The organism is Bartonella sp. TT110JLCBS, assembly GCF_042193405.1.
In the GTDB taxonomy this organism is placed as follows: domain Bacteria; phylum Pseudomonadota; class Alphaproteobacteria; order Rhizobiales; family Rhizobiaceae; genus Bartonella.
In genome coordinates, this window is record NZ_JBHILT010000003.1 from 96,210 (window position 1) to 119,977 (window position 23,768).

Here is a 23,768-nt window from a genome sequence, read left to right on the forward strand (position 1 = left end):
GCTTGCCTTTCTTTTTTCCATGAGAGTTTCAAATTGATAAGCCTGTCTGAAAAGAGTGCTGTTTATGCCCTTAAAAATACTGCTCTTGTATCAAGATCACTTACTCAGATGAGAATTGCAGTTTAGCCAAATGCGCATAAACATTATTTTTTTATAATGAGTTGTGTGTTCCTTCTTCCACGAGAGCGCCTTTATCCATCACGAGAATACGATCAGCTTTTAAAATTGTTGCCAAACGATGGGCAATGACCAAGGTTGTATGATTTGCATCAATCCTTCTAAGGCATCTTGCACTAACTTTTCACTGTTTGCATCTAAAGAAAATGTTGCTTCATCAAGCAGTAAAAGTTTGATTTATAATAATAATTCATTGTTTTGTATGTTGAATGAGAATCCCGAATACCGTAAGATTCTCTCATTTCAAACCTGTTCCATGGTGAACCAATCAAAACCATGTCTTTTGCAAGTACCAAGCGGAGAGAGCCCGCGTGAATAAAAAAACTATTAAGAAAGGACTTAAAATGCCTATAATAAATCATCTCAAATGCGAAGGGCTGTAGCAACATCCACGAGTTGGCAGATATAATGATGGTGCCGGCTTGCAACAAGAGGGGTGCATTTCTTAAAATCGCCCGTGCAATATCAATGCGTTGTTTTTGCCCCCAGAAAGCATAGTACCACGTTCTTCTACTTGCGTATCAAAGACGTTTGGTAAAGCTTGAATAAATTCAAATACATTGGCAGCTTTAGAAGCGGCAAAAATTTTCTCTCCATGGGTATGTTCAGTTCCAAAAAAGAAGAAAAGTTTGCAATTATTTTATTTCAAGTCTTTATACTCTAGGGAAGAAAGGATTTATGCGTATATTTCAAAATGATTTTTGAATTTAAAAAACGCAACCACAATGATTTATAGACCCATCTGTTTATGTCGGATGCGTTTTTGAATTAATATTTAAAGTGCACTCTTTGATAGGATCAAAAACTCATCGTTTGCAATCGTTTTGTTTAAAACCCTTGTACCCCATAAAAAGGAGGCTTTTACATGCCAATATTACCAAAACGATTTTTGAATTTAGAAAGACGACCACCACGATCTACGAGTGTTTGGGAGCCACCTGTCCATGCCGGATGCGTCCTTGGATCAATATCTAGATTAAGAGTATCGCCTTCTTTTCCCCAAGTAGAGCGCGTCGTATATTGGGTTCCATCCGTCATAACAACGGTAATTTTGTGATAGTTGGGGTGAATATTCGCTTTCATGCGTCAAACCTTTTGCGTTTATAGAATGAAATAGCACTTGCTTGTTTTTTTAAGTGCACTTCCTTTGTCTTTTTGATACATTGATTAAAGTATTTATTCCTATAACTGAGCACGCATCAAAAAACAAGTGTTCAAGATACATCATTGTATCAAGTGTTACAAATCCAATACAGTGAGCAAAATTTTATGACATTACGTTCTCGTTCAGAAAAATCGACAAAGTCTTCCCCTAAGAAATCTTCATTCTCTTCGCTTGCAATTTTTGTTCCTTATCTTTTGCGCTATCGTTGGTTGTTTATCTTTGCTTTTCTAGCGTTATCTGTTGCTGCTCTTGTCACATTAGCTTTGCCTGTGGCTATCCGCCAAATGTTTGATCATGGGTTTTCTACTTCAAGCCATGGACATATCAATTTTTACTTTGGAATTTTGTTTATCTTAGCCTTGTTTCTCGCATTTGCTTCAGCAGCCCGTTATTACTGTGTTATCACCTTGGGAGAACGGATTGTTGCCGATTTACGGCGTGATGTGTTTGTCCATATTATGAAACTTTCTCCTGCTTTTTTTGATCGGTCACATTCAGGAGAGATTGTTTCAAGGCTTCTAACAGATACCACACAAATAAAATTAGCTGTGGGCTCTACCGCCTCTACCGCTTTGCGTCAGCTGATTATCGTGATCGGAGCCGTCGTGATGATGGTGATCACCAATGCTAAATTGTCTTTGTTGGTTTTAGCAGCTATTCCTGTTGTGGCCATTCCCTTGGTAGTCTTTGGACGTAAAGTTCGCTCTCGTACCCGCGCGGCGCAAGATCGTCTCGCAGATGCCAATGCTGTTGCTACAGAGCAGGTAAGTGCTATTCGCACTGTGCAAGCTTTTACCGCTGAAAAACTCGTTACAATACGTTTTTCACAATTGATAGAACGTGCTTTTCAAACAGCACGTGCTTCTGTAATATTGCGCTCCTTTTTTACGGGGTTTGCAATTTTTTTGGTTTTTAGCAGTGTAGTTGCTGTTTTATGGATTGGATCGCGCGATGTTTTGAATGGAACGATGACAGGAGGGACATTAGGGCAATTTGTCCTTTATGCGGTTTTTGGAGCTTCTACTTTTGCGCAATTATCGGAACTGGGAGCAGAATTAATCCAAGCAGCAGGCGCTGCTGAACGGCTTGCCGAATTATTACAAGAACAACCTACTATTGTAGCACCTAAAAATGCTTTATCATTGGAGCAACCTGTTCGAGGTGAACTTGTTTTTGATCAGGTTGATTTTACCTATCCTTCTAGACCACAAGAGAAGGTTTTACGCTCGCTTTCATTTTCTGTAAAAGCAGGCGAAACGGTTGCTTTTGTTGGGGCTTCCGGAGCAGGAAAAAGCAGCATTTTTTCTTTGATCCTTCGTTTTTATGATCCGACAAATGGAACAATTCGGTTAGATGGCATGGAAATTAATCGCCTTTCTTTACAAGATTTACGCAGCGCAATTTCCTATGTTCCACAAGATGTCGCCATTTTTGATGGAACATTGCGTGATAATATTATTTTTGGAACTGAAACTACCCATGAAGAGGAAATCCTTGCTGCTGCTAAAGCGGCTAATGCATTTGAATTTATTCAAGCTTTACCAGATGGCTTGGATACGCAAGTAGGAGAACGCGGTACCATGCTTTCTGGGGGACAAAAACAACGCATTGGTATTGCGCGGGCAATTTTAAGAAATGCACCCCTGTTGCTGCTTGATGAAGCAACATCTGCTTTAGATGCAAACAGTGAAAAGTTGGTGCAAGACGCCTTAGAAGGGTTGATGCAAAACCGCACAACCTTGGTCATTGCACATCGTTTGGCAACAATTTTAAAAGCAGATCGCATTCTTGTGATGGATAAAGGCGCCCTTGTGGAAGAAGGAACTCATGCCGAACTTGTGGCAAAAAATGGCGTTTATGCTTACCTTGCAAAATTGCAATTTTCACCTGAGTGAGTGATCTTGATACAAGAGCAGTACTTGGGCGTGAATACCGCGCTTTACAGGTAGAGAATTATTAATTTAAGGGCTCATGGAAAAAAGAGGGAAAAAAATTGAGTTTTTTTCTTTTGAAGTCTTAACGGGTTGTTCTTTTTTCTGCGCAAGATGGAGCATTTTTATAAAAACGCTTCTGTGTACAGAATATAAAATAATACCCAGTTAAATCGCTATGGGCTATTAAGATGTGCAAGGAGTTCTCTTCATAACAGCACTGTCACGTTGATTTATAAGGATAATTCATTGTTTTTCATGAAAGATCATGAATACCATAGGATTTTCTCATGTCAAACCCTCATAGTGAGTCAAACAAAATCTCTTGGCTTGCACATCACAAGCAGAGTTGGCGTGTGGAGTAAAACGGTACAAAAAAGGAATGAAATACCTCCCTTGCCCCTTTACGTTCTAAGGGCTGTCAAAACATTGGGGCGCTGACAAAAGAGTATACGCTAGCAAAGAGTATAATGGTGCTCGCTTGCGAAACCCTTATGCGGGCTCACTTGATAGGCTCTAGGGACACAAGCTCTATCCTAAAGACTGACCACACTCTTTAAAAAACTGAATATGAAAATTTTTTCATGCCCTCTCTCACCGCTCTAAACAATAGTATTTACTGAAAATCATGACAAATTGTAATTCACAAATACGCTTCTCTATTGCAAGAATATCCTTTTATTCTCTTTCAAAAACACGAACACTTTTTGAATATTGTTTGCAGATTCATATTATTGAAAAAGAGCAAAGACTTTTTTAGCACTTTTGGGCTTCTTATAACTTTGTGAGAGCACATGAGCAACAGCTTTTATAATAAACCGGCTTTTGGCAAAATTGTAAAATTTTATCAAATTTATTGTTTTTAAATATCACCACGACCACTGTTCTGCTCTTGCAGACACCGCAACCTCAAAACACCGTTCTCTTTGCTCATAAATTGTCTCTCCAGCTCTCTCTTTCAGGCATAGCCCATAAAAATAAGGATAGAGTACTTCGATTGAACACCATCTTCTCCCCCCCTCCAAGCCCCATATATTTTACAGCTCTCAATTTTATAGCACCCCCTGTCGTGCTTTAAGAAGGCATTTTAACAATGATAAGAACATGTACAAAGAGGATATATCTTTAGGGTATTTATGTTTAAAAGCTTGCACGAAATCATAATTTTTTTGTATAGCGAGCCAAGCATATGCAGAACTGACACCCTAACCATTTCAAACCATTCAGCTGTTTCAGGAACAGATAAGCCAAGTTTTACGATTATATCTTCAACCACGAATTCACCGAAGTACGGAGGATTTTCACCATTTTTTAGCGCTCCCTCTTCAGTGATCCTCTCGATAATTAACTCATTCAGCATCTATACCAGCAAAGCGAAATATTACGTGCTAATTTTCCTTTACATTCATTAACCAAGCCCCCTCAAAATAACCTTTTAATAAATAGAGCGAAAAGGATAAGTCTTCAAAACCATTTGGTGAGATAGCTATATCAATCGCACCTAAAATACGCCCTAGTTGCTCAATATAGGCAACCTCCCCCCTTTATCGTATCAGTCTTGTAGAAGGCTTTAAACCCTTTATCTTCAAATCAAAAAATTATAATTGGATTATATTGCATAAAGATGCTTTTTCTCATTTTTCCATTTAACACACGATAAGTTACCATTTAGGCACGATGAGAAGCTTGCCCCTTATATCATGATTTCAGAAGCCGCATGAGAAAAACAAAATAAGCCGTTTTTCTGTCTTAAGGTCAAGGATGCCGTTAGGCGCAACTTGTAAAGGGTTGCCTTGAGGCTTAAGGACCCAAAGCTTGTTAGTCCCTTCATTAAACGCGGGTTTGATGTTATGATTTTGGAGAGCAATTATTAAGAATTTGAGAGGCAGACAGCCTCTCATTTTGATTTGTATGCAAACGAATTGCACCCTATTTATTCAGGGAGAATAAGAACATACCCAGGAGGTGCTAAACGGAATAAGAGAGCATCGTAACCCCACGCAGCATACAGGGAGCAAATAGAAAAAACGCCTTCACCAATTGCCATGAGTAATGCGAACGATATACCGGCTTCATCTGCTGTTGCGTCACGGCGTTGTAAGTAGTATCCGACAAAAAAGAAAAAGCACGTTATTCCACTCGCACCTGCAAAGAAGCTTAGTACGGCATGAACCGGTCCACGTATGCTGAACAGGATAAGAAAAATTGTGAAAGTAAATACTGTAAAGATCCCTTCGAATACCCCACGCACCATATTGCACAATTTTCGCATCATAATTGCAGAAAAGCTCTGTTCTGCGTATCGATTTTTTCTTTTGATGCTTGTATTCTTAGAAGATATACTGTTATTTTTAGAAGATATACCGTCCACAACTCCCCCCGTTTTAAGCCAAGATGCTATGAAGTTAATTACTTTTAATTATATCATCAAAAAATACAAGAAAAATTTATCCATTTTAACGAAAAAATAGGTGTTTTATTGAGGGGCAAATCTATTTTCTTTCGCAAGAGTTATTCAATTCGCTCGTTAATAGAAAAACTACCCCCATTGAAGAGGAAGCTACCCTGATGCAGAAAAGCTTCATAAGCTGTATTCCAATCCGCTCAGAAATCGCAACTCTCTAATCTACCCGCTTAATCCACCTTTGAAACTGCAATCAAATGAATTCTGCCGATGACAAGTAATGATAACATGAAAAAGAAAAAATATCACAATATCAAACTCTTCAATACAGTATGAGCTTTATGATTTTCACGCAAAAAGCAAGTGCCTACCCATGAACAACACCATACTAAAGTGCTGTGCATTCACAAATTTCCTAGCATTATCTCCCCTTCTCGAAATTGCACCTCTCCCGCAATCTTATCTCTCGATAGCACCCATTAAAGACTTTTAAAAGGTCCAAGGAAAAAACTCTCTGAGAAAGCTTTCAAGCCTAAAACGCCCCCGCCATTTTTATCATGATGAGGGCACTCAAAAAATCACGCAGAAATATGAAAAATCTCTCCGCATTTAAGAACAGAGCTTGTGCTTCAATCGCACGCTTTTTCTTGTTCTTTTGTCCATTGTCCCAAAGCCGCAAGATGATTCATCCGAGCCCGATGACTAAATGCCTTCTGTGCAACAGCAATATTCTCATCTTTTCCAGCCCATGCTTTTAAGGCAGCTGCTTGCAATGCGCGTCCATAGGAAAAGGTCAATTTCCAAGGCAATGCGCCCAAAGAATTCATAGCAGATAAATGCGCCGTTGCTTCCTGATCAGACTGTCCTCCAGAAAGAAAAGCAATTCCAGGAACAGCAGCAGGAACAGTCTGTTTAAGCACTTGGACAGTCTTTTCAGCAACTTCTTCAACAGAAGCCTTGCGTGCATCCTTTCCATCAATCACCATATTGGGCTTTAAAATCATCCCCTCCAAAAGAACACGAGCTTCAAACAATTCTTTAAAGACAGCCTGCAAAACAGTGCGTGTCACCTCAAAGCAGCGTGTAATTGAATGCCCACACGATGGTCCATCCATCAACACTTCCGGCTCAACAATGGGCACAATATCGAACTCCTGACATAAGGCAGCATAGCGTGCAAGAGCTTGTGCATTTTGTCTTATGGCGCCTCTTGTTGGCAAAGTGTGTTCATCAATAGCAATTACCGCCCGCCATTTAGCAAAACGTGCTCCCAAAGCATAATAATCTTTTAGCCGCTCACGAAGACCATCCAACCCTTCGGTAATTGTTTCTTGGGGAAAAGCAGCCAAGGGTTTTGCACCGGTATCAACTTTAATCCCTGGCAAAGCGCCTGAATCCCGAATAAGATCCGTCAACATTTTCCCAGTTGATGCTTTTTGCCGAATGGTTTCATCAAATAAAATAACCCCAGAGATGGCGTTTTCCATCGCTTCTTTTGTACTAAAAAGCATTTCACGATAAGCACGGCGCTTATCTTCATTGGATTCAACACCAATGCTTTCAAAACGCTTTCCAATGGTCGCCGTACTTTCATCTGCCGCCAAAATACCTTTACCCGCATGCACCAAAGCAAGTGCAATATCTTCAAGCCGTTCATTCATAAAAAATTCCTCTTTACTTTGTCTTAATTTCTAAAAATGCGCAACACTATCAAAACACTCTACACGACCGTATAGTTTTTCTTTAACCTTCCCCTTCAAAGAAGCCCTTTAAGCCTGCATGAGGGCAAGAATACCAGGAAGGGTCTTTCCTTCCATCCATTCCAAAAAAGCTCCTCCAGCAGTTGAGAGATAAGTAAAATCATTGGCAACACCGGCATGATTAAGGGCAAAAACCGTATCGCCCCCTCCCGCAATTGAAACCAACTTTCCCGTCAAACTACGTTCTGCTGCATGGCGTGCAACGGCAATGGTTCCCTTATCAAAGGGAGGCATCTCAAAAACACCAAGGGGTCCATTCCACACAAGAGTAGCAGCTTCATCTATCGCAGCATTGATATGCGCAATAGAGCGCGTCCCAATATCCAATATCATGCCATCTTGTGGAATATCTTCAATGTCATAAAGACGATGCGGTGCATCTTTTTCAAAACGAAATCCCACGACAGCATCCTGAGGGAGCAGAAGCGTACAGTGACACTCTTGTGCTTTTTTAATAATTTTTTTTATTGTTTCCATCAATGCATGTTCACACAGAGACTTTCCTACATGGACACCTTGCGCAGCTAAAAAACTATTAGCCATCCCCCCACCAATAATCAAAGAGTCAACTTTTTCCACCAAATGATTGAGCACAAAAAGCTTACTAGAAACCTTTGCTCCTCCCACAAGGGCAACCACAGGACGTGCTGGATTGCCAAGTCCTTTTTCTAATGCCTGCAACTCATATTGCAAAGAGCGTCCTGCATAAGAAGGCAACAAATGCGTTATTCCCTCTACCGAAGCATGGGCACGATGAGAAACTGAAAAAGCATCATTAACATAAAGATCGCCATGATGGGCTAAAGCCTCAGCAAAAGAACAATCATTCTTTTCTTCACCAGCATGAAAACGAACATTTTCAAGCAGTAAAACACCACCATTTTGTAATGACTCAACTGCAACCTGCACCGCCGAACCGATACAGTCCGGAGCAAAAGCAACCGGCTGATTAATGATCTTTTCCAGCACTTGCACAACAGGACGGAGTGAAAACTCTTGCTCTACCTTTCCTTTAGGGCGACCACAATGAGAAAGCAGAATAAGTTTAGCACCACACTTTTGTAGCTCAACGAGTGTCTCTTTATGTCGCACAAGACGCGTCTCATCGCATACCTTACCTTGCGCCATAGGAACATTAAAATCTACGCGCACCAGAACACGTTTACCCAAAACATCAACATCATCAAGTGTACGAAACCCCATCACTGCTTCCTCTTCACTTTCCATTGTTTCAAATAAAAACGCATCCAATAACCCTGCCTACTTTTCTTTCCACTTATCCCCCTTTTTGCTTTTACAAGAGATCCACGACAGCCTATCTCTCACCCTTTGCTTAATAAAAATCCAAAGCTTTTATCGTCAAATGTACAAAAGCCCACCATCACTCTTAATCTTCATATTCCATTGTGGCAAACAAATGCATTGGCTCAACTTGATCTCTATTAAAGCTTCCTTTTACTTCTAGGAAAAAGAGTTTACATCTCCTGTTTTCTAACGTTTTCTCAAAAGGTATCTCGTTCAGATCTTACTTTTTAAAAGTTTACTCTTTCATTCATCTTTTAAAAGCACGTATTGACACAGTATTAAAACAAAACACATCATCAATGTTTCAATAGCCTCTTCTCTCTAGCGCATGAGAACAACAGCCTCTAACTGTTTTTCTCAAAATTGCACAAAAATGAGACTTTTCCCTATAAAAAGAGGACCCTGAGGTCCTCTTATATTGTCTGAGCAAAAGCTACAGCAGTATCACTCATACGATTAGAAAAGCCCCACTCATTATCATACCAAACCAGAACGCGACAGAACTTACCATCAATCACTTTGGTTTGATCATTGTGGAAAATAGCTGAATGAGGATTATGATTAAAATCACAACTCACGAGCTTTTCTTCTGTCGTGTCCAAAACGCCCTTCAGATGCCCTTGTGCAGCAGTAGCAATAGCTGTATTAATTTCTTCGATTGTTGTGGAACGCTTAGCGATAAATGTCAAATCAACGACAGAAACATTAGGGGTCGGAACACGAATCGATACACCATCAAGCAATCCCTTTAATTCTGGCAAGACCAATCCCACAGCTTTTGCCGCTCCTGTTGAGGTAGGAATCATAGAAAGAGCTGCCGCACGTGCACGATAAAGGTCCCGATGCATTGTATCCAACACAGGTTGATCCCCCGTATAAGAATGGATTGTTGTCATAAAGCCTTTTTCAATACCCACTGTGTTATGCAAAACTTGTGCAACAGGCGCCAAACAATTGGTGGTACAAGAAGCATTTGAAACAACGCGATGCTCGCTGCTTAAAGATTGATGATTAACCCCATAGACGACCGTAAGATCTGCTCCTTCAGAAGGCGCAGAAATAAGAACACGCTTTGCCCCCGCATCTAAATGAGCACTTGCTTTATCACGTGCCGTAAAAATACCCGTACATTCCAAAGCAATATCGATATCCAAATCTTTCCAAGGCAATTGAGCAGGATCACGCTCTGCGCATACCTTTATTAAACCACCCCCTACATCAATAGCATCCCCTACCACCTTAACGATCCCAGGGAAACGCCCATGAACTGAATCATAGCGTAATAAATGGGCATTTGTTTCCACCGATCCCAAATCATTAATTGCAACCACTTCAATATCTTGTCGTCCACTTTCCACAAGCGCACGTAAAATATTGCGACCAATACGACCAAACCCATTAATTGCAACACGAACTGTCATTTCACATGTTTCCTCATCAATTTTTAAAAGCACAACATTTAAAACACAATAAATGGGTATTTCACCAATCCAAAATCATTAATTCCCACAATGTCAATATCTTGATCACTCACTCACTTATCCACAATAATGCACAAGATCATCCACAGCACTGCACAGAATATGATGCCCTACAATCACCCCATTCATGACAACACAAGCTGTCACTTTGTCTTTTCCTCTTTGATCTTTTCCAACTCTTTTTCAACGGTGGCAACGACATTTTCCCAAGTAATACCAAAATGCGCATAAAGGGCATCAATTGTTCCACTTGCCCCAAAGCCCTCCATACCAATAAACACACCATCACAGCCAATAAAACGATCCCATCCTTGGGCGACAGCAGCTTCAATGGCAATTTTAATCGGCGCCTCTCCAATAAGAGCACGCTGATAAGAGAGAGATTGTTGAGAAAAAAGTTCAAAACAAGGCACTGACACAACACGCGTTGGGATGCCTTTTTCTTCTAACACCGCATGTGCCTCCACTGCAATTTGCAATTCTGAACCAGAAGCAAACAGCGTCACTTGTGCATCATCGCTAGCTGTTAGGAATTCATAAGCACCAAGCATACAGAGATTTTCTTCTTCATACTCTTGACGCAAAAGCGGTAGATTTTGTCGACTTAAAGCCAAGGTAGAAGGCGTCCCGCGTGCTTTCAAAGCCAATTGCCAACACTCGACTGTCTCCATAGCATCTGCAGGGCGGAACACAAAATGATTAGGCATTGCACGCAGGCAAGCCAAATGCTCTACGGGTTGATGGGTCGGACCATCCTCACCAAGACCAATAGAATCATGAGTCATGACATAAATCACCCGCAACCCCATGAGAGAAGACAAACGCATAGCAGGACGCATATAGTCAGAAAAGCATAAAAAGGTTCCCCCATAAGGAATAAAGCCGCCATAAAGGGCAAGACCATTCATCACAGCTCCCATTGCATGTTCGCGAATTCCATAATGCAGATAGCGCCCTGAAAAATCTTCAGCAGAGATACTTTTCATCTGGCTACTTTTTGTATTATTAGATCCGGTTAAATCAGCCGAACCACCAATAGTCTCAACAACGACTTCATTGATCACTTCAAGAGCCATTTCCGAAGCTTTACGCGTAGCAACAACGGGGCGCTCTTCAACCAATTTCTGTTTATAAGTATCAATAGCGCCATCAAATCCGCCCACGAGATCGCCCCGCATCAATCTTTCAAACTCCACACGCTCTGAGACAGGAAGATCAGCAAATTTTTCTTCCCATTTTTGGCGTTTTTTAGCAGCATTGAGACTAGCCAAGCGCCAATTATCGAGAATATCGGCTGGAATAACGAAAGGCTCAGCATCCCACCCTAAAGCGATACGGGTTTCAGCAATTTCTCGTGCGCCCAAAGGGGCTCCATGAACTTTATTGGTACCCGCTTTATTGGGTGCTCCAAAACCAATTGTTGTTTTACAAGCGATCAAAGTTGGTTTATCGGAATTTTGTGCCGCCTCAATAGCCCGCGCAATTGCTGCTTGATCATGCCCATTGACTTTATGTGTCTCCCAACCAGATGCCTTAAAACGCGCAATCTGATCTGTACTGTCAGCAAGGGAAATCTCTCCATCGATAGAAATATTATTATCGTCCCACAACACAATAAGCTTATTGAGTTTCAAATGACCGGCAAGGGAAAGTGCTTCTTGAGATATCCCTTCCATAAGGCATCCATCGCCTACCAACGCATAAGTGTAATGGTTGATAAGATCACCAAAACGGGCATTTTGCAAACGCTCTCCAAGAGCCATCCCCACGGCATTAGCCAATCCTTGTCCGAGAGGACCAGTCGTTGTTTCGATTCCTGCCACATGCCCATATTCTGGATGCCCAGCAAGCTTTGCTCCTAATTGGCGAAAATTTTTGAGATCTTCAATGCCAATATCTTCATAACCAGAAAGATACAAGAGAGCATAAAGCAACATAGACCCATGTCCTGCTGATAACACAAAACGATCACGGTTAGGCCAGCGAGGTTTTTTGGGGTCATGAGCAAGGAATCTTGTATAAAGAACCGTAGCAATATCGGCTGCTCCCATTGGCAAGCCCGGATGACCAGAATTTGCTTTTTCAATCGCATCAATAGCAAGAAAACGGATAGCATTGGCCATCTGATTCTGTTGGTGGGTGTTTGTCATGAATAATCGACCATTTCGTTAAATACGTTATTCTGTTGCTTTTTCCGTATTCTCTTAAAATTCTCAAGAAATACTATTTTCTAACCATTAGCGTGAGACTTTTTGCCACCACTTCAATAATATTAATAACATTCCCCTCACGCGTTCTGTATATCCATGTCATTTATGCCAATACGCGCAAAAAATCCAGCTTTTAATTTATATCTATCCCCTGCTTTGCTTGCTAAAATATCCTACATACTTAAAAATAAAATGCACACAACACAAGAGTGAAAGTGATTCGTTTTTGCATAACACATTGATAAAGGATACAATTACCCAAAGGATAAAAGCAATGAACCAAGAGACTACAGTTCTACAAGATGCTTTAGAGCACCTAGAAAAGGCACTTAGAACTTTAGAGATCACCATAATAAACCGCAATGCCGTTATTGATAAAAATAACGAATGGGAAGAAGAAATCCAACGAATGAATGCTGACCGCAGCCATCTTGCCCAAGCGCTTGACAAAGCTGAAGCCCAAATTGAACGCTTAGAGTCCGTAAACAAAGAAGTTTCCAAACGTCTTATTAAAGCAATGGAAACAATTCGTGTTGTCATTGATAGATAAAGGTTTGAATGTATGGAAACTGTTTCCGTTACCATTGATGGTAAAGTTTATCGCATGGCTTGTGACAAAGGACAAGAACGTCGTCTTATTGCGCTTGCTGCTCAATTGGATCAATATATCACACATTTAAAGAACAATTTTGGTGAAATTGGCGACCATCGTTTATCGGTTATGGCCGGCATAATGATTATCGATGAAATGGAAGAGATAAAACGAGAAAATAAAAAATTACAAGAAGACTACAATGCTCTTTTACGACTCCACAACGAAAGAGACCGCACCATGGGGAAAATTATGCGTGACACCACACAACGCATTGAAAATCTCACCAACCAATTGCTCAAAGATGATCAAAACTGCACAAACCTTCAAGAACAAGAACAGGAACAGGAACAGGAAGATTTCTAAAAAGTACATCAGCGCATAATAAACCAGAGATTTGACTTGTCCGCCACATCTCACAGGATAAAAATCTTAAACCCACACCAGTCTGTAAACAGTCTGGTTTTTTATAGGAAGGATTCCAGCTACTCACGACTTATGGGATTAACTTAAACCTCAACAAGAAAGCCCTACCCTGAATATTTCACCTCCGCACAAACGCTTCCTATATCAAGGAGACTGCCTTATATCACCACATTTCAAATGAGATGTCTTTTAACCGCGCAATAAGATAACAAAATCAACATCATTGTAAAAAAATCATATAAATGACAACAGCAACAAACAAATAAAGCATCCTCAAAGAAAAAGAGCTATATTCATGTTCCCTATGAATGCATACCCCAAAATCCTTGCCCCTAGATAATATCAAGCAGATTCAATATATATTAAAATATAACCTTATCTATTATACTGTAAAACACCGCTATTTTATAATAAGTACTATGCAGTCTCTGCCCTGAAATATCCAACAGACGAGCCCCCAAGAAGAACCATATTGTGTACAAATCAGCGTGGGTTTTAGAATTTTCATCCTTGAGAGTAGGAAAAAAGCCAGACCAAAAGATTATGTTAATCTCATACAACTTCAAACATCACAAACAACAGTAATAGTTTTTGCAAACATTCTCGACCGCCATCTTTATCCTGATAACACAACACTCTACCCCTCTCCTCCCCCTCAAAACCTCCACACCTATGAAAGTGGAAACCAGCACCATCATACACTTTACCAGCCCTCATTGTTGCGACAGTCCTTGGCACTAAAACGATTCATAATTGGTACAGTTTTACCCGCAAGGCACACCCGCTATTGCCCACCCATTTATGACGTGCAAGTGAAGAGTTATCATTGACTCAACATGAACAAGTTTCAAATGAGAGAATCTTACGATATTGGGGTTCTAATTCAAATTGAACAATGCTATATTATCATTATAAATCAATATGTTGCAAATGATCCGACAAAGCATATTTTCAAAACACATTCACCTAACACTTTTTCTCATAACATACCAGCATGACTTTTTAGGCACATAATTCTAATTTTATTCAATTCTGTTTGCAAAAGTTTAAAATGGGAAAAATTTCAAGGCTCTCATTCAAAAGGCAGAAAAATGAACATCTCGCTCGTATAAACCTCAATAAAGCGATTCACAATATGCCTAAAAATGAGATAAAAGGTATAGAAATCTCCCATAAACGCCGCACCATAAACACAACTTCTTCAAGATAACGACCAGAAGCAGATTTAACAAACAACATCACCACATCCCGCTCCCAAAACCTGATGTCCAAACGCCGTGCTGTTTCCACAATGGGCGATAAAGCAATAATGGGTCTATTAGGGCGTTCACGAGAGACACGCGCCTGTTGTCTCTAAGCGGATTAAATCCCCTTCGTTCCATCTTGGGAGACAGAAGCAATACGCAAGAGATTTGTCGCACCAGGCGTTCCAAGGGGAACACCAGCTGTCACAAGGAAGCGATCTCCCCCTTTGCAAAAGCCTTCCTGAAATGCAATAGCTGCTGCACGATCAACCATATCCTCTAAACTCCGTGCATCTTGCGTGACCACACAATGAAGCCCCCAAACTAAAGCCAAACGCCGTGCTGTTTCCACAATGGGCGATAAAGCAATAATCGGTCTATTAGGGCGTTCACGAGAGGCACGCACCCCCGTTGTTCCTGAAGCCGTATAGGCAACGATAGCGGATAGCGCAAGTGTTTCAGCAATCTGACGCGCAGCAAGAGAAATCGCATCCGTTCCTGTTGATTCTGGTGCAGGATGTTGTGCCCCAACCTGAGCGGCATAAGTGTGATCTTGCTCAATTTGCCGCGCGATTCGGTCCATCATAAGCACAGCTTCTTCAGGATAACGACCAGAAGCAGATTCAGCAGACAACATCACCGAATCCGCTCCTGCATAAACGGCTGTAGCAACATCTGAGACTTCTGCGCGTGTGGGAACAGGAGATGTGATCATTGATTCGAGCATTTGTGTTGCCACCACAACCGGTTTTCCAGCTAAACGACAAGCTTTTATCAACTCCATCTGAAGTGCAGGAATCCTTTCCAGAGGCATTTCCACACCGAGATCACCCCGTGCAATCATAATCCCATCGGAAATTTCAATAATCTTCTCTATATGCTCCAAGGCTTGAGGCTTTTCGATTTTAGCCATCAAAGACACCTTGTTTTTCGTCAACTGACGCACCGCTATAATATCTTCTGGACATTGAATAAAAGAAAGCGCAACCCAATCAACAGGGTGCTGTAACAGAGCCTGAAGATCCTCCTTATCTTTTAAGGTCATCGAATCAAAAGGCAAAATTGTATCGGGAAAACTCACACCTTTTCGATCAGAAATACGGGTACCAGAAACCACGCGGCACTGAACAAAGTGATCATCACATACTTGCGCGCGCAGTTCCACCCTTCCATCATCAATCAACAACCGGTCCCCTGGTTTAACAGCCGCAAATACATCCTCATGAGGGAAAAAAACACGCTGCGCATCGCCAAGAACATCGCGATTATCTAATGTAAAGCTTTGCCCAACACGCAAATCTTCTTGCCCCTTAGCAAAACGCCCCACACGCAGTTTTGGCCCCTGAAGATCCACCAAAATACCAATGGGGCGTCGAACTGTTTTTTCAACTTCTCGTATAGACTCGACCAAATCACCCAGCATATCACGATCAGTATGGCTCATATTAAGACGAAAAACGTCTGCTCCTGCCCTAAAAAGCTTCTCAATCATCAAACGAGAAAAAGAAGAAGGACCAAGAGTCGCAATAATTTTTACTTTACGTGCACGTTTCACGGTGGAGAATTTCCTGAAAGAGAAGGTATAACTGAATTGTTTAACAAAGACTCATCCGTCAACTGTACCATCCAACTGGTTTGATTTCCGGTATCGATCTCTTTAAATTCAGCCTTTTGATATCCTCGAGGGAAACAATCATGAACCCCTTGAATAGTAAATTGGCTATCTTGCACACACATGGTCACAGAGCCTGCCCAGTTCCCTTTTTTTTGTGCCCCTTCCGCATAAAAATAATAAAACCGTGAAGCAAGAGGCCCCTCAATTAAAGTTTTACACTCCGTCACTGGTACCGTCCACCAGCCTTCGCTCACCCATCCTGAAAATGTACGATATCCAAGAGCAACCCCTACAGACTGCTGGGTTGTATTACAAACTCTAAAGTCAGCTTTTGCAAAAACAACAAAGGGAAACAAGAGCAAAATGCTCAAGAGAAAAACTTTTAATCCTTTCTGAAACACCCAATATCGCTTTTTTAAAATCACAAAACTTCCTCTATAATGCCAAATTCTCAAAACAAATTACACATTTCTTTTTTTTAAAGCTTTTCAAATCTAAAACGTATATTTTTATATTTTTCTTTTTATAGCCCTTTTATCAATGCATATATCTTAAAAATTTTACAAAATATTTAAAGTCAATTTGTAAAAAAGCTGTGTAGCTTGATTTACTTTTTATTTTCAAGCTTTTTTAACACAAATTCGTCGTCGAAAAACAACTTAAAATATATAACCTGGAGAAAAATACAATGAACGATACAGTAACCGATCAAACACACGCTATATCCGTAAACCAATTACGCTCTTTTATCGAACGTATTGAACGGCTAGAAGAAGAGAAAAAAACCATTTCTGATGATATTAAAGACGTTTACACTGAACTTAAAGGCTCTGGTTTCGATAGTAAAGCTGTTCGAAGCATTATACGGCTGCGTAAAAAAGAAGAACATGAACGAATGGAAGAAGAAGCAATCATTGAGCTTTATAAAAATGCGCTTGGTATGAATTAAAACCATTGATAACGTTGGAAATTTTTTTAAGAAAAGAAAATGCAAAAAACAAATGGCAAAAAACAAATGAATGTATAAAATTTTACCCAATAATAAGCAGTTTGTGTAACTTGTAACGAGACTATCGGTCACAGAATACACAATATTGCAACAGCCCTCACATTTAAAAGGATTTATACAGAGAATTTTTATTCTTATTCTTCAATCATTGTTTATCCACATAAACCCTCACTTGTATGCCAATCTATGCCAACTCAGTTTGTGATGTGCAAGAGAGGTGTTTTTATGATTAAACATCAATAAATTTGAAGTGAGAAAGTCTTCCGATATTGAGGACTCTCTTCAAATTAAAAAAATGAGTTATGATGATAAATCAATTTCTTATCTACGAAAAGAAACATATAAAAATAGTCAGCAGTTGAAATCCGCTAAACGAGAATCTGAACTGTTTACAAAAGAAGAGGTGGTTAAAGATCTTAGTCTTTTAGGATAGGGAAAAATTCAGCATATTTACACATTTGATAAAAAGACCCTTAACAAAACTTTATTCGAATCTATTAACGGACTCATAAAGATCATTGATTCGAGAGGTTAGAATGTGATCTTTCCATTTTCCAGAAATCATCAAATAGTCTTTGGCATAGCCTTCTTTTTCAAAATAAAGGCGTTTTAATAAACGTTCGCTTTTTATGTTCTCAGGTCTATAATTTGCCATCACTCTATGTAGATGATAAACATGAAAGATATGGCGTATTAGAGCCGATAAACTCTCAAACATGAGACCTTTTCCTTGTTGTTTTTCATCAAGAGAAAAACCAAGATGACAGGCTTGAAAAACACCCCGAACCACATTTGTAAAGTTAACAACACCGATAATTGTATTTTCATTTTTTAATCGTACAGCATATCGGTATGCTTGTCCTTGTACGCTTTCACAAGCAAATGCATTGGCTCGTGTTTCCCAAGCTGTTAGGCTGTGATAACCATCAGATCTAACAGGTTCAAAAGGACGCAGATGATTTGCATTACGGAGGTAATAAGAAGACAGCTCAGCTGCATCTTCTAAACCGATCAATGTGGAAATTGTTCGCTTTGTTTTAATTGCCATCATTTCCTCCTCCTAGAAATGTTACAATAACACGTTGATTTATCCTAGAAAATCATCATTTTTAAACTTAAATTATAACATCAAATACAGTAAGCTTTCCTCATCACAACACTTCTTACGTTAGAATCAATGAGGATCATTTGCTTTTCCATCATAAGCGGGGGTGGTATGTTTAAAGCATAAGGTAAAGACAAGGGCATGTTTCTTATGAATGCTCTCAAATTCCAAGGGGCGCTATAGCAACACTAAGAGCGAGCAAAATATGCAATGGAACTGGCATATTTCCATATACGAAATTTTGAAAAAACTCACGGCAAAGATAGTTTTGTTTCTTTGCCTTGTAAGCTCAGAGCATGCTTGTTTTGCGCTACCATATCACTACCCCCGTATACAAATTCCAATGACCATCACCTTGAGGTGCTATATGTTACAGTGCGATCTAAAAAGTCTCTGCCATAACCCGTCAACAACACTGTTCGCGCTAAATCAGCCACAAACTCTTGTAACAAATCAAAGAAAAGCGATGATGCAATACGAATTAAAATGCTTAGATCTTAATATCTGAAACATTACCGTGAACGCGCTTCCATTTCTTCGCGTAAAATTTCAAGTTCTAACCATTCTTCTTCTTTTTGTGTGCAAGTATTTTTCTTTTTTTCCAACGCTGTTGATAAACGCTCAAAACGCTCTTTATCACTGCGATAAAGGGCTGGATCAGAGAGTTCTTGCTCAATTTTTTTGATTTCGTCCTGCAAAACAGCAATTTCTTCAGGCAATTTTTCTAATGCATAAACCTGCTTATAAGACAATTTACCTCGTGTTTTTTTCTCTCGCCCTATCAAGCGATCATCTGTTGATGTGTCCTGCTTTGAAAGCTCTCCCGTATGAGATTTTGAAGGTGCTTTACGTTGCGATAATTCTGTTCTTTTGCGTTGTAAGCGAAGAGCATGCTGGTTTTGCGCCATCATATCACTATAGCCGCCCGCATACAAAACCCAATGACCATCACCTTGAGGTGCCAACATATGCGTTACAGTACGATCTAAAAAGTCTCTGTCATGGCTGACCAACAATACTGTCCCCGCAAAATCAGCAATAAATTCTTGCAACAAATCCAAAGTTTCCATATCCAAATCATTGGTCGGTTCATCAAGAATCAAAAAGTTTGCAGGACGAGAAAGAAGACGTGCAAGCATGAGGCGTGCTCTTTCTCCCCCAGAAAATTCTTTAAGGGGAGTGCGTGCTTGTTCCGGTGAAAATAAAAAGTCTTTCATATAAGAAACCACATGCCGCTCCAGCCCATTGATCACAAGAGTATCACCTCTTCCTCCCGTTAAATAATGCGCTAAAGTTTCTTCTTCATTTAAAATACGTTGCTGATCAAGCAATGCCATGGAGAGGTTATAGCCATGCCTCACCGTTCCACTATCCACGGCTTCTTGCCCAATTAATGCAGAAAGGAGCGTTGTCTTTCCGATACCATTGGGTCCTACCAACCCGATTCGATCACCCCGCTGAATGCGCAAAGAGAAATCTTTCACGATAATGCGATCACCATAGGATTTTGAAATTTTCTTTGCTTCAAGCACCAATTGCCCAGAATCATGACTTTTCGCTGCTGTCAAAAGTGCATTTCCCGGCTGCCCTTTATAGGTTTGATGACGCTGTCTTAAGTCTTTTAATTCGCCTAAGCGCCGTACATTACGCTTACGCCGTGCGCTCACGCCATAACGCAACCATTGCTCTTCACGAGCAATTTGGCGCCCCAATTTATGCTGTTCGATGGCTTCTTCTTCCAGTGCTTTATCACGCCAATTTTCAAACTCAGAAAAACGCTTTTCCAGTCTTTTGGTTGTGCCACGATCAAGCCATACCGTTGACCGCGTAACATTTTCTAAAAATCGCCGATCATGGGAAATCACCACAATCGCTGAACGCAAAGAAGCCAAAACAGCTTCCAGCCATTCAATGGTTGGTAAATCAAGATGATTGGTTGGTTCATCTAAGAACAAAATATCGGGTTTTGCAGCAATGGCCCGTAACAGTGAAACACGCCGCTTTTCGCCTCCCGAAAGCGTTTCCAATTTTTCCGCCCCAGAAAACCCTAAATTTGTGCGAAGCGTATTGATCCACTGGACATCAGATGTATCGTCCAGCCCTGCTTCCATATAAGCGTTAATATCTTCAAATCCTGAACAATCCGGATTTTGTGAGACATAACGGATTGTTACTCGCGGGTGGCGAAAAATTTCGCCACCATGAGGCTCTAATATTCCTGCGGCAATTTTTAATAAGGTTGATTTTCCACAACCATTACGGCCAACCAACGCAATACGCGCCCCCTGCTCAACCGATAAAGAAGCTTGATTGAGCAAAGGCGTTTTTCCAAAATTTAAGAAAATGCGGTCAAGCCGCAGAAGCGGCACCGCCATTAACGAACGCGGCGCGGACAAGGTGCTTGATACATCACCCCTCTTGCATCACGGTAAGCACACAATTGCCGTACTGGAACTCTTTGTCTACAAGGTGCTTGGTAAACATGCCCTCTACGACCACGATACGTGCACAATTGTGATGCCTGTCTTTGTTGTTTTCTTTGATTTGCAGCTGCACCTGTTACTGTTCCAGCCAAAGCACCAAATGCTGCACCGGTAAGTGCTGCTCCAGGCGTACTTCCAGCAATAGCAGTTCCAGCCAAAGCACCGATTGCTGCTCCTCCTACGCCGTAACGTGCAACGCGTTCATCATTTGTAGTACAAGCGACTGAACTGAAACCAATGGCTGCAACAACGGCCACTTTAAAAATTGATTTTAACATATCAAAACCTTTCCTTCTCAAGATCAATACATATATCGTTTATGTCGGCACTTCATCACTAGGCCCCCCCCTGCCTTATTCAAAATATATTGGAAGAGCTTTATGGAATAGGTACAGACACTAGCAATATAGCTTTTCCAGAACCTAAATGGCAAGAAAAGGTTCCACAAATACGGTTAGAAAGTGTTAAAGAAGAGCCAAATGACACATTTTTGTCACAAATTGGCCATTTTACTCCCTTAAGCGTTAAACCTTTTAAATCAGAAAAACCGATAAGACTAAACAAACACCCTTTAGGCAAATCATATGAACAAGGTTTTGACAAAACCGGCCAACCTTCTTCCAAACCGCTTGTCAACAACACTGAAATACCCCTTTCAGCCATCATCAACGCTTGCGTCATATGAGAAAGGCTATGATCACTTCGCTCCCCTCCCAAAGCACCGCATAAAATAAGCTTTTTAGCACCCTTTTGCAGCGCTCTTTCACATGCCAGAGCACTATCTGTCATATCTTTATCAGAGGGAAAAACTTCACGCGGAACATGACTATATTGGCGGATTAAATTCTCATCTGATGAATCAAAATCTCCTAACCACAACTCAGGCGTTACATTAAGCGTTGCCGCATGACGCATACCACCATCCGCAGCAATCACCCGACTGTTTTGAATTTGATTAAGCAAACGATCAGTGATACAAACATCGCCATTTAACAATATCGTAAATGTTGTCATGCCATACTTTGCCTTTCACAAAATTTCTTCTCTAAAGCACCCTTTTTATAAATAAGAGCCTTTTTTTATAAACAATAACCGTGATATATCTTTATCCCTAAAGCTTATCTTACAACAAACACACGATACAAAGATACAAATGAAATTTGCCAAATTACACTGCAGAAACAACGTGCATCGTGATCCAATACACCCTATTTTTCACCGCAATTTTCTTTTTCGCTCGTGCTTGTATAAAGCAACTTTCATAAGTTTAACGTTTCTCCTTTCCGCTTGTCATACACCCTTTTCTCAAAATGAAAGGCTTTCTTCCACTTCTTCTAAAACGATCAAACGTACCAACAACCACAATATCTATGTCACATTAAGCGCTCTGCAACACCCACGTATTTTGCAAATGTATGGTGGCGCTTATCATGATGCAAAACTTGAACACCTTTTAGCAAAGATTGTCCGTAAACTGGCAGTTGCATCACATAGTTCTCATCAAAGCTATTCTGTCACAATTTTAAACTCAGAAACTGTTAACGCATTTGCTCTCCCCAACGGCTCGATCTACATCACTCGTGGTATGCTGGCATTAGCCAATGATTCTTCAGAAGTTGCAGCCATTTTAGCCCATGAGATAGCACATATCAGAGCCAATCATGGCATTTTACGCCTGCAAAAAGAAGCCCAATTAAAGATGACCAATCACATGTCTTCACGTCTTCTTTCTTCTATTGGCAAAAAACTTCATAACCCTATGCAAAACAAGCAACAACTCGCGCAATTTTCCCGAAATCAAGAGCTGGAAGCTGATTCTCTTGCACTCGAAATGCTCCAACAATCAGGATATGATCCATTTGCTTCACCACGCTTTCTTCAAACAATGGAAGCCTATAGTGCTTTTCGTAATATCTCTGGCACCAATGCCTCTCTAGATTTTTTAGCCTCTCACCCAACCACCCCTCAACGCATTCGGCTTGCGATAGAAAAAGCGCGTAAAATCAGTAAAGAGAATAGTAAAATATCCGATCATGATTCTTTTCTCAAAAGCATTGATGGCATAATTTTTGGAGGAGGCTTTTATACAGGTTTTGTCCGAGGCAACCAATTTATTCACCCACAATTGCGCATAGCTTTTTCTGTTCCAAACAATTTTACAATAGAACATTCAGCACACACTGTTTGGGCCAGTGGACCAGATAAAATTGCGATTCGTTTTGACGCTATTCCACATTCTTCTGAAATATCTGCGAGTGATTATTTGAAAAGCGGCTGGATTATCGGGCTAGACCAATCATCTATCCGCCCCATCACAATTCAAGGGCTCCCCAATCAAGAATTTATGCGCCAAGAATCCCAAAGCCAAAGTTTACTTGGAGCACGGGCCCATGCTACCAATGATCAATGGCAATTTGATGTAGTTGTCATTCCATTCAACAACCACATCTTTCGTTTTTTGACGGCCGCCCCACATAATTCTCGAAATTTTGCAGAGGTTGCCCAAAAAACGCTACAAAGCTTTCATTCTCTTTCATCTTCACAGTTAAAAAAATTGCAGCCCTTAAAAATCCGTGTTGTCCGTGTTAAACAAGGAGAAACCGTTGCAAATCTTGCAGATAAAATGCAATACACACCATATAAAGAAAAACTCTTCCGCATTCTCAACGCCCTCTCACCAACGCAAACTTTACCCGCAGGTGCAAAAGTGAAAATTATTACAGAATAAGCCTTTCTTCCCATCTATTACAGTTTTAATTCTTTTCTATCTGTATCACGCCCTCCCCCTTAAAGCATATTCGAAAATAAAGAGGAACACTTTAAAATCCAACTTCATCATGCCTTTATAGGCCTCCGTGTGA

Annotated in this window: 18 protein-coding genes and 2 pseudogenes; 5 read left to right on the top strand and 15 right to left on the bottom strand. The window is 40.5% G+C overall.

What is annotated here, in order from left to right; all coding sequences use genetic code 11:
* Positions 1–151 precede the first annotated feature (151 nt).
* The 3 genes and pseudogenes from ACFILW_RS02570 to rpmE all read right to left on the bottom strand — a co-directional run.
* A pseudogene (locus ACFILW_RS02570) lies at positions 152–348 on the bottom strand (ABC transporter); the annotation flags it as partial.
* Positions 349–611: 263 nt separating this feature from the next.
* A pseudogene (locus tag ACFILW_RS02575) lies at positions 612–793 on the bottom strand (ATP-binding cassette domain-containing protein); the annotation flags it as partial.
* A 245-nt stretch (positions 794–1,038) separates the two neighbouring features.
* The gene (rpmE, locus tag ACFILW_RS02580; RefSeq protein WP_005774581.1) at positions 1,039–1,260 is read right to left on the bottom strand and encodes a 50S ribosomal protein L31; all 222 of its coding nucleotides are present in this window, start codon (positions 1,258–1,260) and stop codon (positions 1,039–1,041) included.
* A gap of 186 nt (positions 1,261–1,446) precedes the next feature.
* On the opposite strand from rpmE, the gene ACFILW_RS02585 reads away from it, so the two are divergent.
* Positions 1,447–3,237: an ABC transporter transmembrane domain-containing protein gene (locus ACFILW_RS02585; protein WP_375685107.1), complete on the top strand. Its 1,791-nt coding sequence runs from the start codon at positions 1,447–1,449 to the stop codon at positions 3,235–3,237.
* Positions 3,238–5,206: 1,969 nt separating this feature from the next.
* Here the strand turns inward: ACFILW_RS02585 and ACFILW_RS02590 are convergent.
* The 5 genes from ACFILW_RS02590 to tkt form a co-directional block, all read right to left on the bottom strand.
* Complete coding sequence (locus ACFILW_RS02590) at positions 5,207–5,548, bottom strand: hypothetical protein (protein WP_375685109.1); 342 nt, start codon at positions 5,546–5,548, stop codon at positions 5,207–5,209.
* A gap of 758 nt (positions 5,549–6,306) precedes the next feature.
* Positions 6,307–7,338 (bottom strand): class I fructose-bisphosphate aldolase, encoded by a 1,032-nt coding sequence (locus ACFILW_RS02595; RefSeq protein ID WP_375685111.1) that lies wholly within the window; start codon positions 7,336–7,338, stop codon positions 6,307–6,309.
* Between the two features lie 108 nt (positions 7,339–7,446).
* Positions 7,447–8,640: a phosphoglycerate kinase gene (locus ACFILW_RS02600; RefSeq protein ID WP_375645962.1), complete on the bottom strand. Its 1,194-nt coding sequence runs from the start codon at positions 8,638–8,640 to the stop codon at positions 7,447–7,449.
* Between the two features lie 515 nt (positions 8,641–9,155).
* Positions 9,156–10,163 (bottom strand): type I glyceraldehyde-3-phosphate dehydrogenase, encoded by a 1,008-nt coding sequence (gene gap, locus ACFILW_RS02605; RefSeq protein WP_375622574.1) that lies wholly within the window; start codon positions 10,161–10,163, stop codon positions 9,156–9,158.
* Positions 10,164–10,366: 203 nt separating this feature from the next.
* Entirely contained in the window at positions 10,367–12,373 is a 2,007-nt protein-coding gene (tkt, locus tag ACFILW_RS02610) for a transketolase (RefSeq protein WP_375685113.1), read from the bottom strand.
* Between the two features lie 334 nt (positions 12,374–12,707).
* On the opposite strand from tkt, the gene ACFILW_RS02615 reads away from it, so the two are divergent.
* Complete coding sequence (locus ACFILW_RS02615) at positions 12,708–12,983, top strand: DUF4164 domain-containing protein (protein ID WP_005774573.1); 276 nt, start codon at positions 12,708–12,710, stop codon at positions 12,981–12,983.
* Between the two features lie 12 nt (positions 12,984–12,995).
* Positions 12,996–13,391 (top strand): cell division protein ZapA, encoded by a 396-nt coding sequence (locus ACFILW_RS02620; protein WP_375685115.1) that lies wholly within the window; start codon positions 12,996–12,998, stop codon positions 13,389–13,391.
* Between the two features lie 612 nt (positions 13,392–14,003).
* Here the strand turns inward: ACFILW_RS02620 and ACFILW_RS02625 are convergent.
* The 3 genes from ACFILW_RS02625 to ACFILW_RS02635 all read right to left on the bottom strand — a co-directional run bounded on the left by ACFILW_RS02625 (position 14,004) and on the right by ACFILW_RS02635 (position 16,735).
* Positions 14,004–14,168, bottom strand: a complete 165-nt coding sequence (locus ACFILW_RS02625) for a hypothetical protein (protein ID WP_375622567.1) — start codon at positions 14,166–14,168, stop codon at positions 14,004–14,006.
* 645 nt (positions 14,169–14,813) lie between these two features.
* Entirely contained in the window at positions 14,814–16,250 is a 1,437-nt protein-coding gene (gene pyk / locus ACFILW_RS02630; RefSeq protein ID WP_375685117.1) for a pyruvate kinase, read from the bottom strand.
* Positions 16,247–16,735, bottom strand: coding sequence for a DUF1036 domain-containing protein (locus ACFILW_RS02635; protein WP_375622563.1), 489 nt, complete (start codon positions 16,733–16,735; stop codon positions 16,247–16,249). Before ACFILW_RS02635 ends, pyk begins: the two co-directional genes overlap by 4 nt.
* 263 nt (positions 16,736–16,998) lie before the next feature.
* Here ACFILW_RS02635 and ACFILW_RS02640 point away from each other — a divergent pair, with 263 nt between their 5' ends.
* Positions 16,999–17,259, top strand: a complete 261-nt coding sequence (locus tag ACFILW_RS02640) for a DUF2312 domain-containing protein (protein ID WP_005774567.1) — start codon at positions 16,999–17,001, stop codon at positions 17,257–17,259.
* 544 nt (positions 17,260–17,803) lie between these two features.
* On the opposite strand, the gene rimJ is transcribed toward ACFILW_RS02640, so the two are convergent.
* The 4 genes from rimJ to ACFILW_RS02660 all read right to left on the bottom strand — a co-directional run bounded on the left by rimJ (position 17,804) and on the right by ACFILW_RS02660 (position 21,921).
* Entirely contained in the window at positions 17,804–18,367 is a 564-nt protein-coding gene (rimJ, locus tag ACFILW_RS02645) for a ribosomal protein S5-alanine N-acetyltransferase (RefSeq protein ID WP_375685119.1), read from the bottom strand.
* A 569-nt stretch (positions 18,368–18,936) separates the two neighbouring features.
* Complete coding sequence (locus ACFILW_RS02650) at positions 18,937–20,799, bottom strand: ABC-F family ATP-binding cassette domain-containing protein (protein ID WP_375685136.1); 1,863 nt, start codon at positions 20,797–20,799, stop codon at positions 18,937–18,939.
* Positions 20,799–21,185 (bottom strand): hypothetical protein, encoded by a 387-nt coding sequence (locus ACFILW_RS02655; protein WP_375645924.1) that lies wholly within the window; start codon positions 21,183–21,185, stop codon positions 20,799–20,801. Before ACFILW_RS02655 ends, ACFILW_RS02650 begins: the two co-directional genes overlap by 1 nt.
* A 100-nt stretch (positions 21,186–21,285) precedes the next feature.
* A complete protein-coding gene (locus ACFILW_RS02660; RefSeq protein ID WP_375685121.1) occupies positions 21,286–21,921 on the bottom strand; it encodes a thiamine diphosphokinase in 636 nt (211 codons plus the stop codon).
* 139 nt (positions 21,922–22,060) lie between these two features.
* On the opposite strand from ACFILW_RS02660, the gene ACFILW_RS02665 reads away from it, so the two are divergent.
* On the top strand, positions 22,061–23,635 hold the full coding sequence (locus ACFILW_RS02665) for a M48 family metalloprotease (protein WP_375645927.1): 1,575 nt from the start codon (positions 22,061–22,063) through the stop codon (positions 23,633–23,635).
* Positions 23,636–23,768 lie beyond the last annotated feature (133 nt).

Excerpts from the sequence above, each read along its gene's own strand:
- rpmE (WP_005774581.1), bottom strand. The coding sequence starts at position 1,260 with ATGAAAGCGAATATTCACCCCAACTATCACAAAATTACCGTTGTTATG.
- ACFILW_RS02585 (WP_375685107.1), top strand. The coding sequence starts at position 1,447 with ATGACATTACGTTCTCGTTCAGAAAAATCGACAAAGTCTTCCCCTAAG.
- ACFILW_RS02590 (WP_375685109.1), bottom strand. The coding sequence starts at position 5,548 with ATGATGCGAAAATTGTGCAATATGGTGCGTGGGGTATTCGAAGGGATC.
- ACFILW_RS02595 (WP_375685111.1), bottom strand. The coding sequence starts at position 7,338 with ATGAATGAACGGCTTGAAGATATTGCACTTGCTTTGGTGCATGCGGGT.
- ACFILW_RS02600 (WP_375645962.1), bottom strand. The coding sequence starts at position 8,640 with ATGGGGTTTCGTACACTTGATGATGTTGATGTTTTGGGTAAACGTGTT.
- gap (WP_375622574.1), bottom strand. The coding sequence starts at position 10,163 with ATGACAGTTCGTGTTGCAATTAATGGGTTTGGTCGTATTGGTCGCAAT.
- tkt (WP_375685113.1), bottom strand. The coding sequence starts at position 12,373 with ATGACAAACACCCACCAACAGAATCAGATGGCCAATGCTATCCGTTTT.
- ACFILW_RS02615 (WP_005774573.1), top strand. The coding sequence starts at position 12,708 with ATGAACCAAGAGACTACAGTTCTACAAGATGCTTTAGAGCACCTAGAA.
- ACFILW_RS02620 (WP_375685115.1), top strand. The coding sequence starts at position 12,996 with ATGGAAACTGTTTCCGTTACCATTGATGGTAAAGTTTATCGCATGGCT.
- ACFILW_RS02625 (WP_375622567.1), bottom strand. The coding sequence starts at position 14,168 with ATGAGGGCTGGTAAAGTGTATGATGGTGCTGGTTTCCACTTTCATAGG.
- ACFILW_RS02640 (WP_005774567.1), top strand. The coding sequence starts at position 16,999 with ATGAACGATACAGTAACCGATCAAACACACGCTATATCCGTAAACCAA.
- rimJ (WP_375685119.1), bottom strand. The coding sequence starts at position 18,367 with ATGGCAATTAAAACAAAGCGAACAATTTCCACATTGATCGGTTTAGAA.
- ACFILW_RS02650 (WP_375685136.1), bottom strand. The coding sequence starts at position 20,799 with ATGGCGGTGCCGCTTCTGCGGCTTGACCGCATTTTCTTAAATTTTGGA.
- ACFILW_RS02655 (WP_375645924.1), bottom strand. The coding sequence starts at position 21,185 with ATGTTAAAATCAATTTTTAAAGTGGCCGTTGTTGCAGCCATTGGTTTC.
- ACFILW_RS02660 (WP_375685121.1), bottom strand. The coding sequence starts at position 21,921 with ATGACAACATTTACGATATTGTTAAATGGCGATGTTTGTATCACTGAT.
- ACFILW_RS02665 (WP_375645927.1), top strand. The coding sequence starts at position 22,061 with ATGAAATTTGCCAAATTACACTGCAGAAACAACGTGCATCGTGATCCA.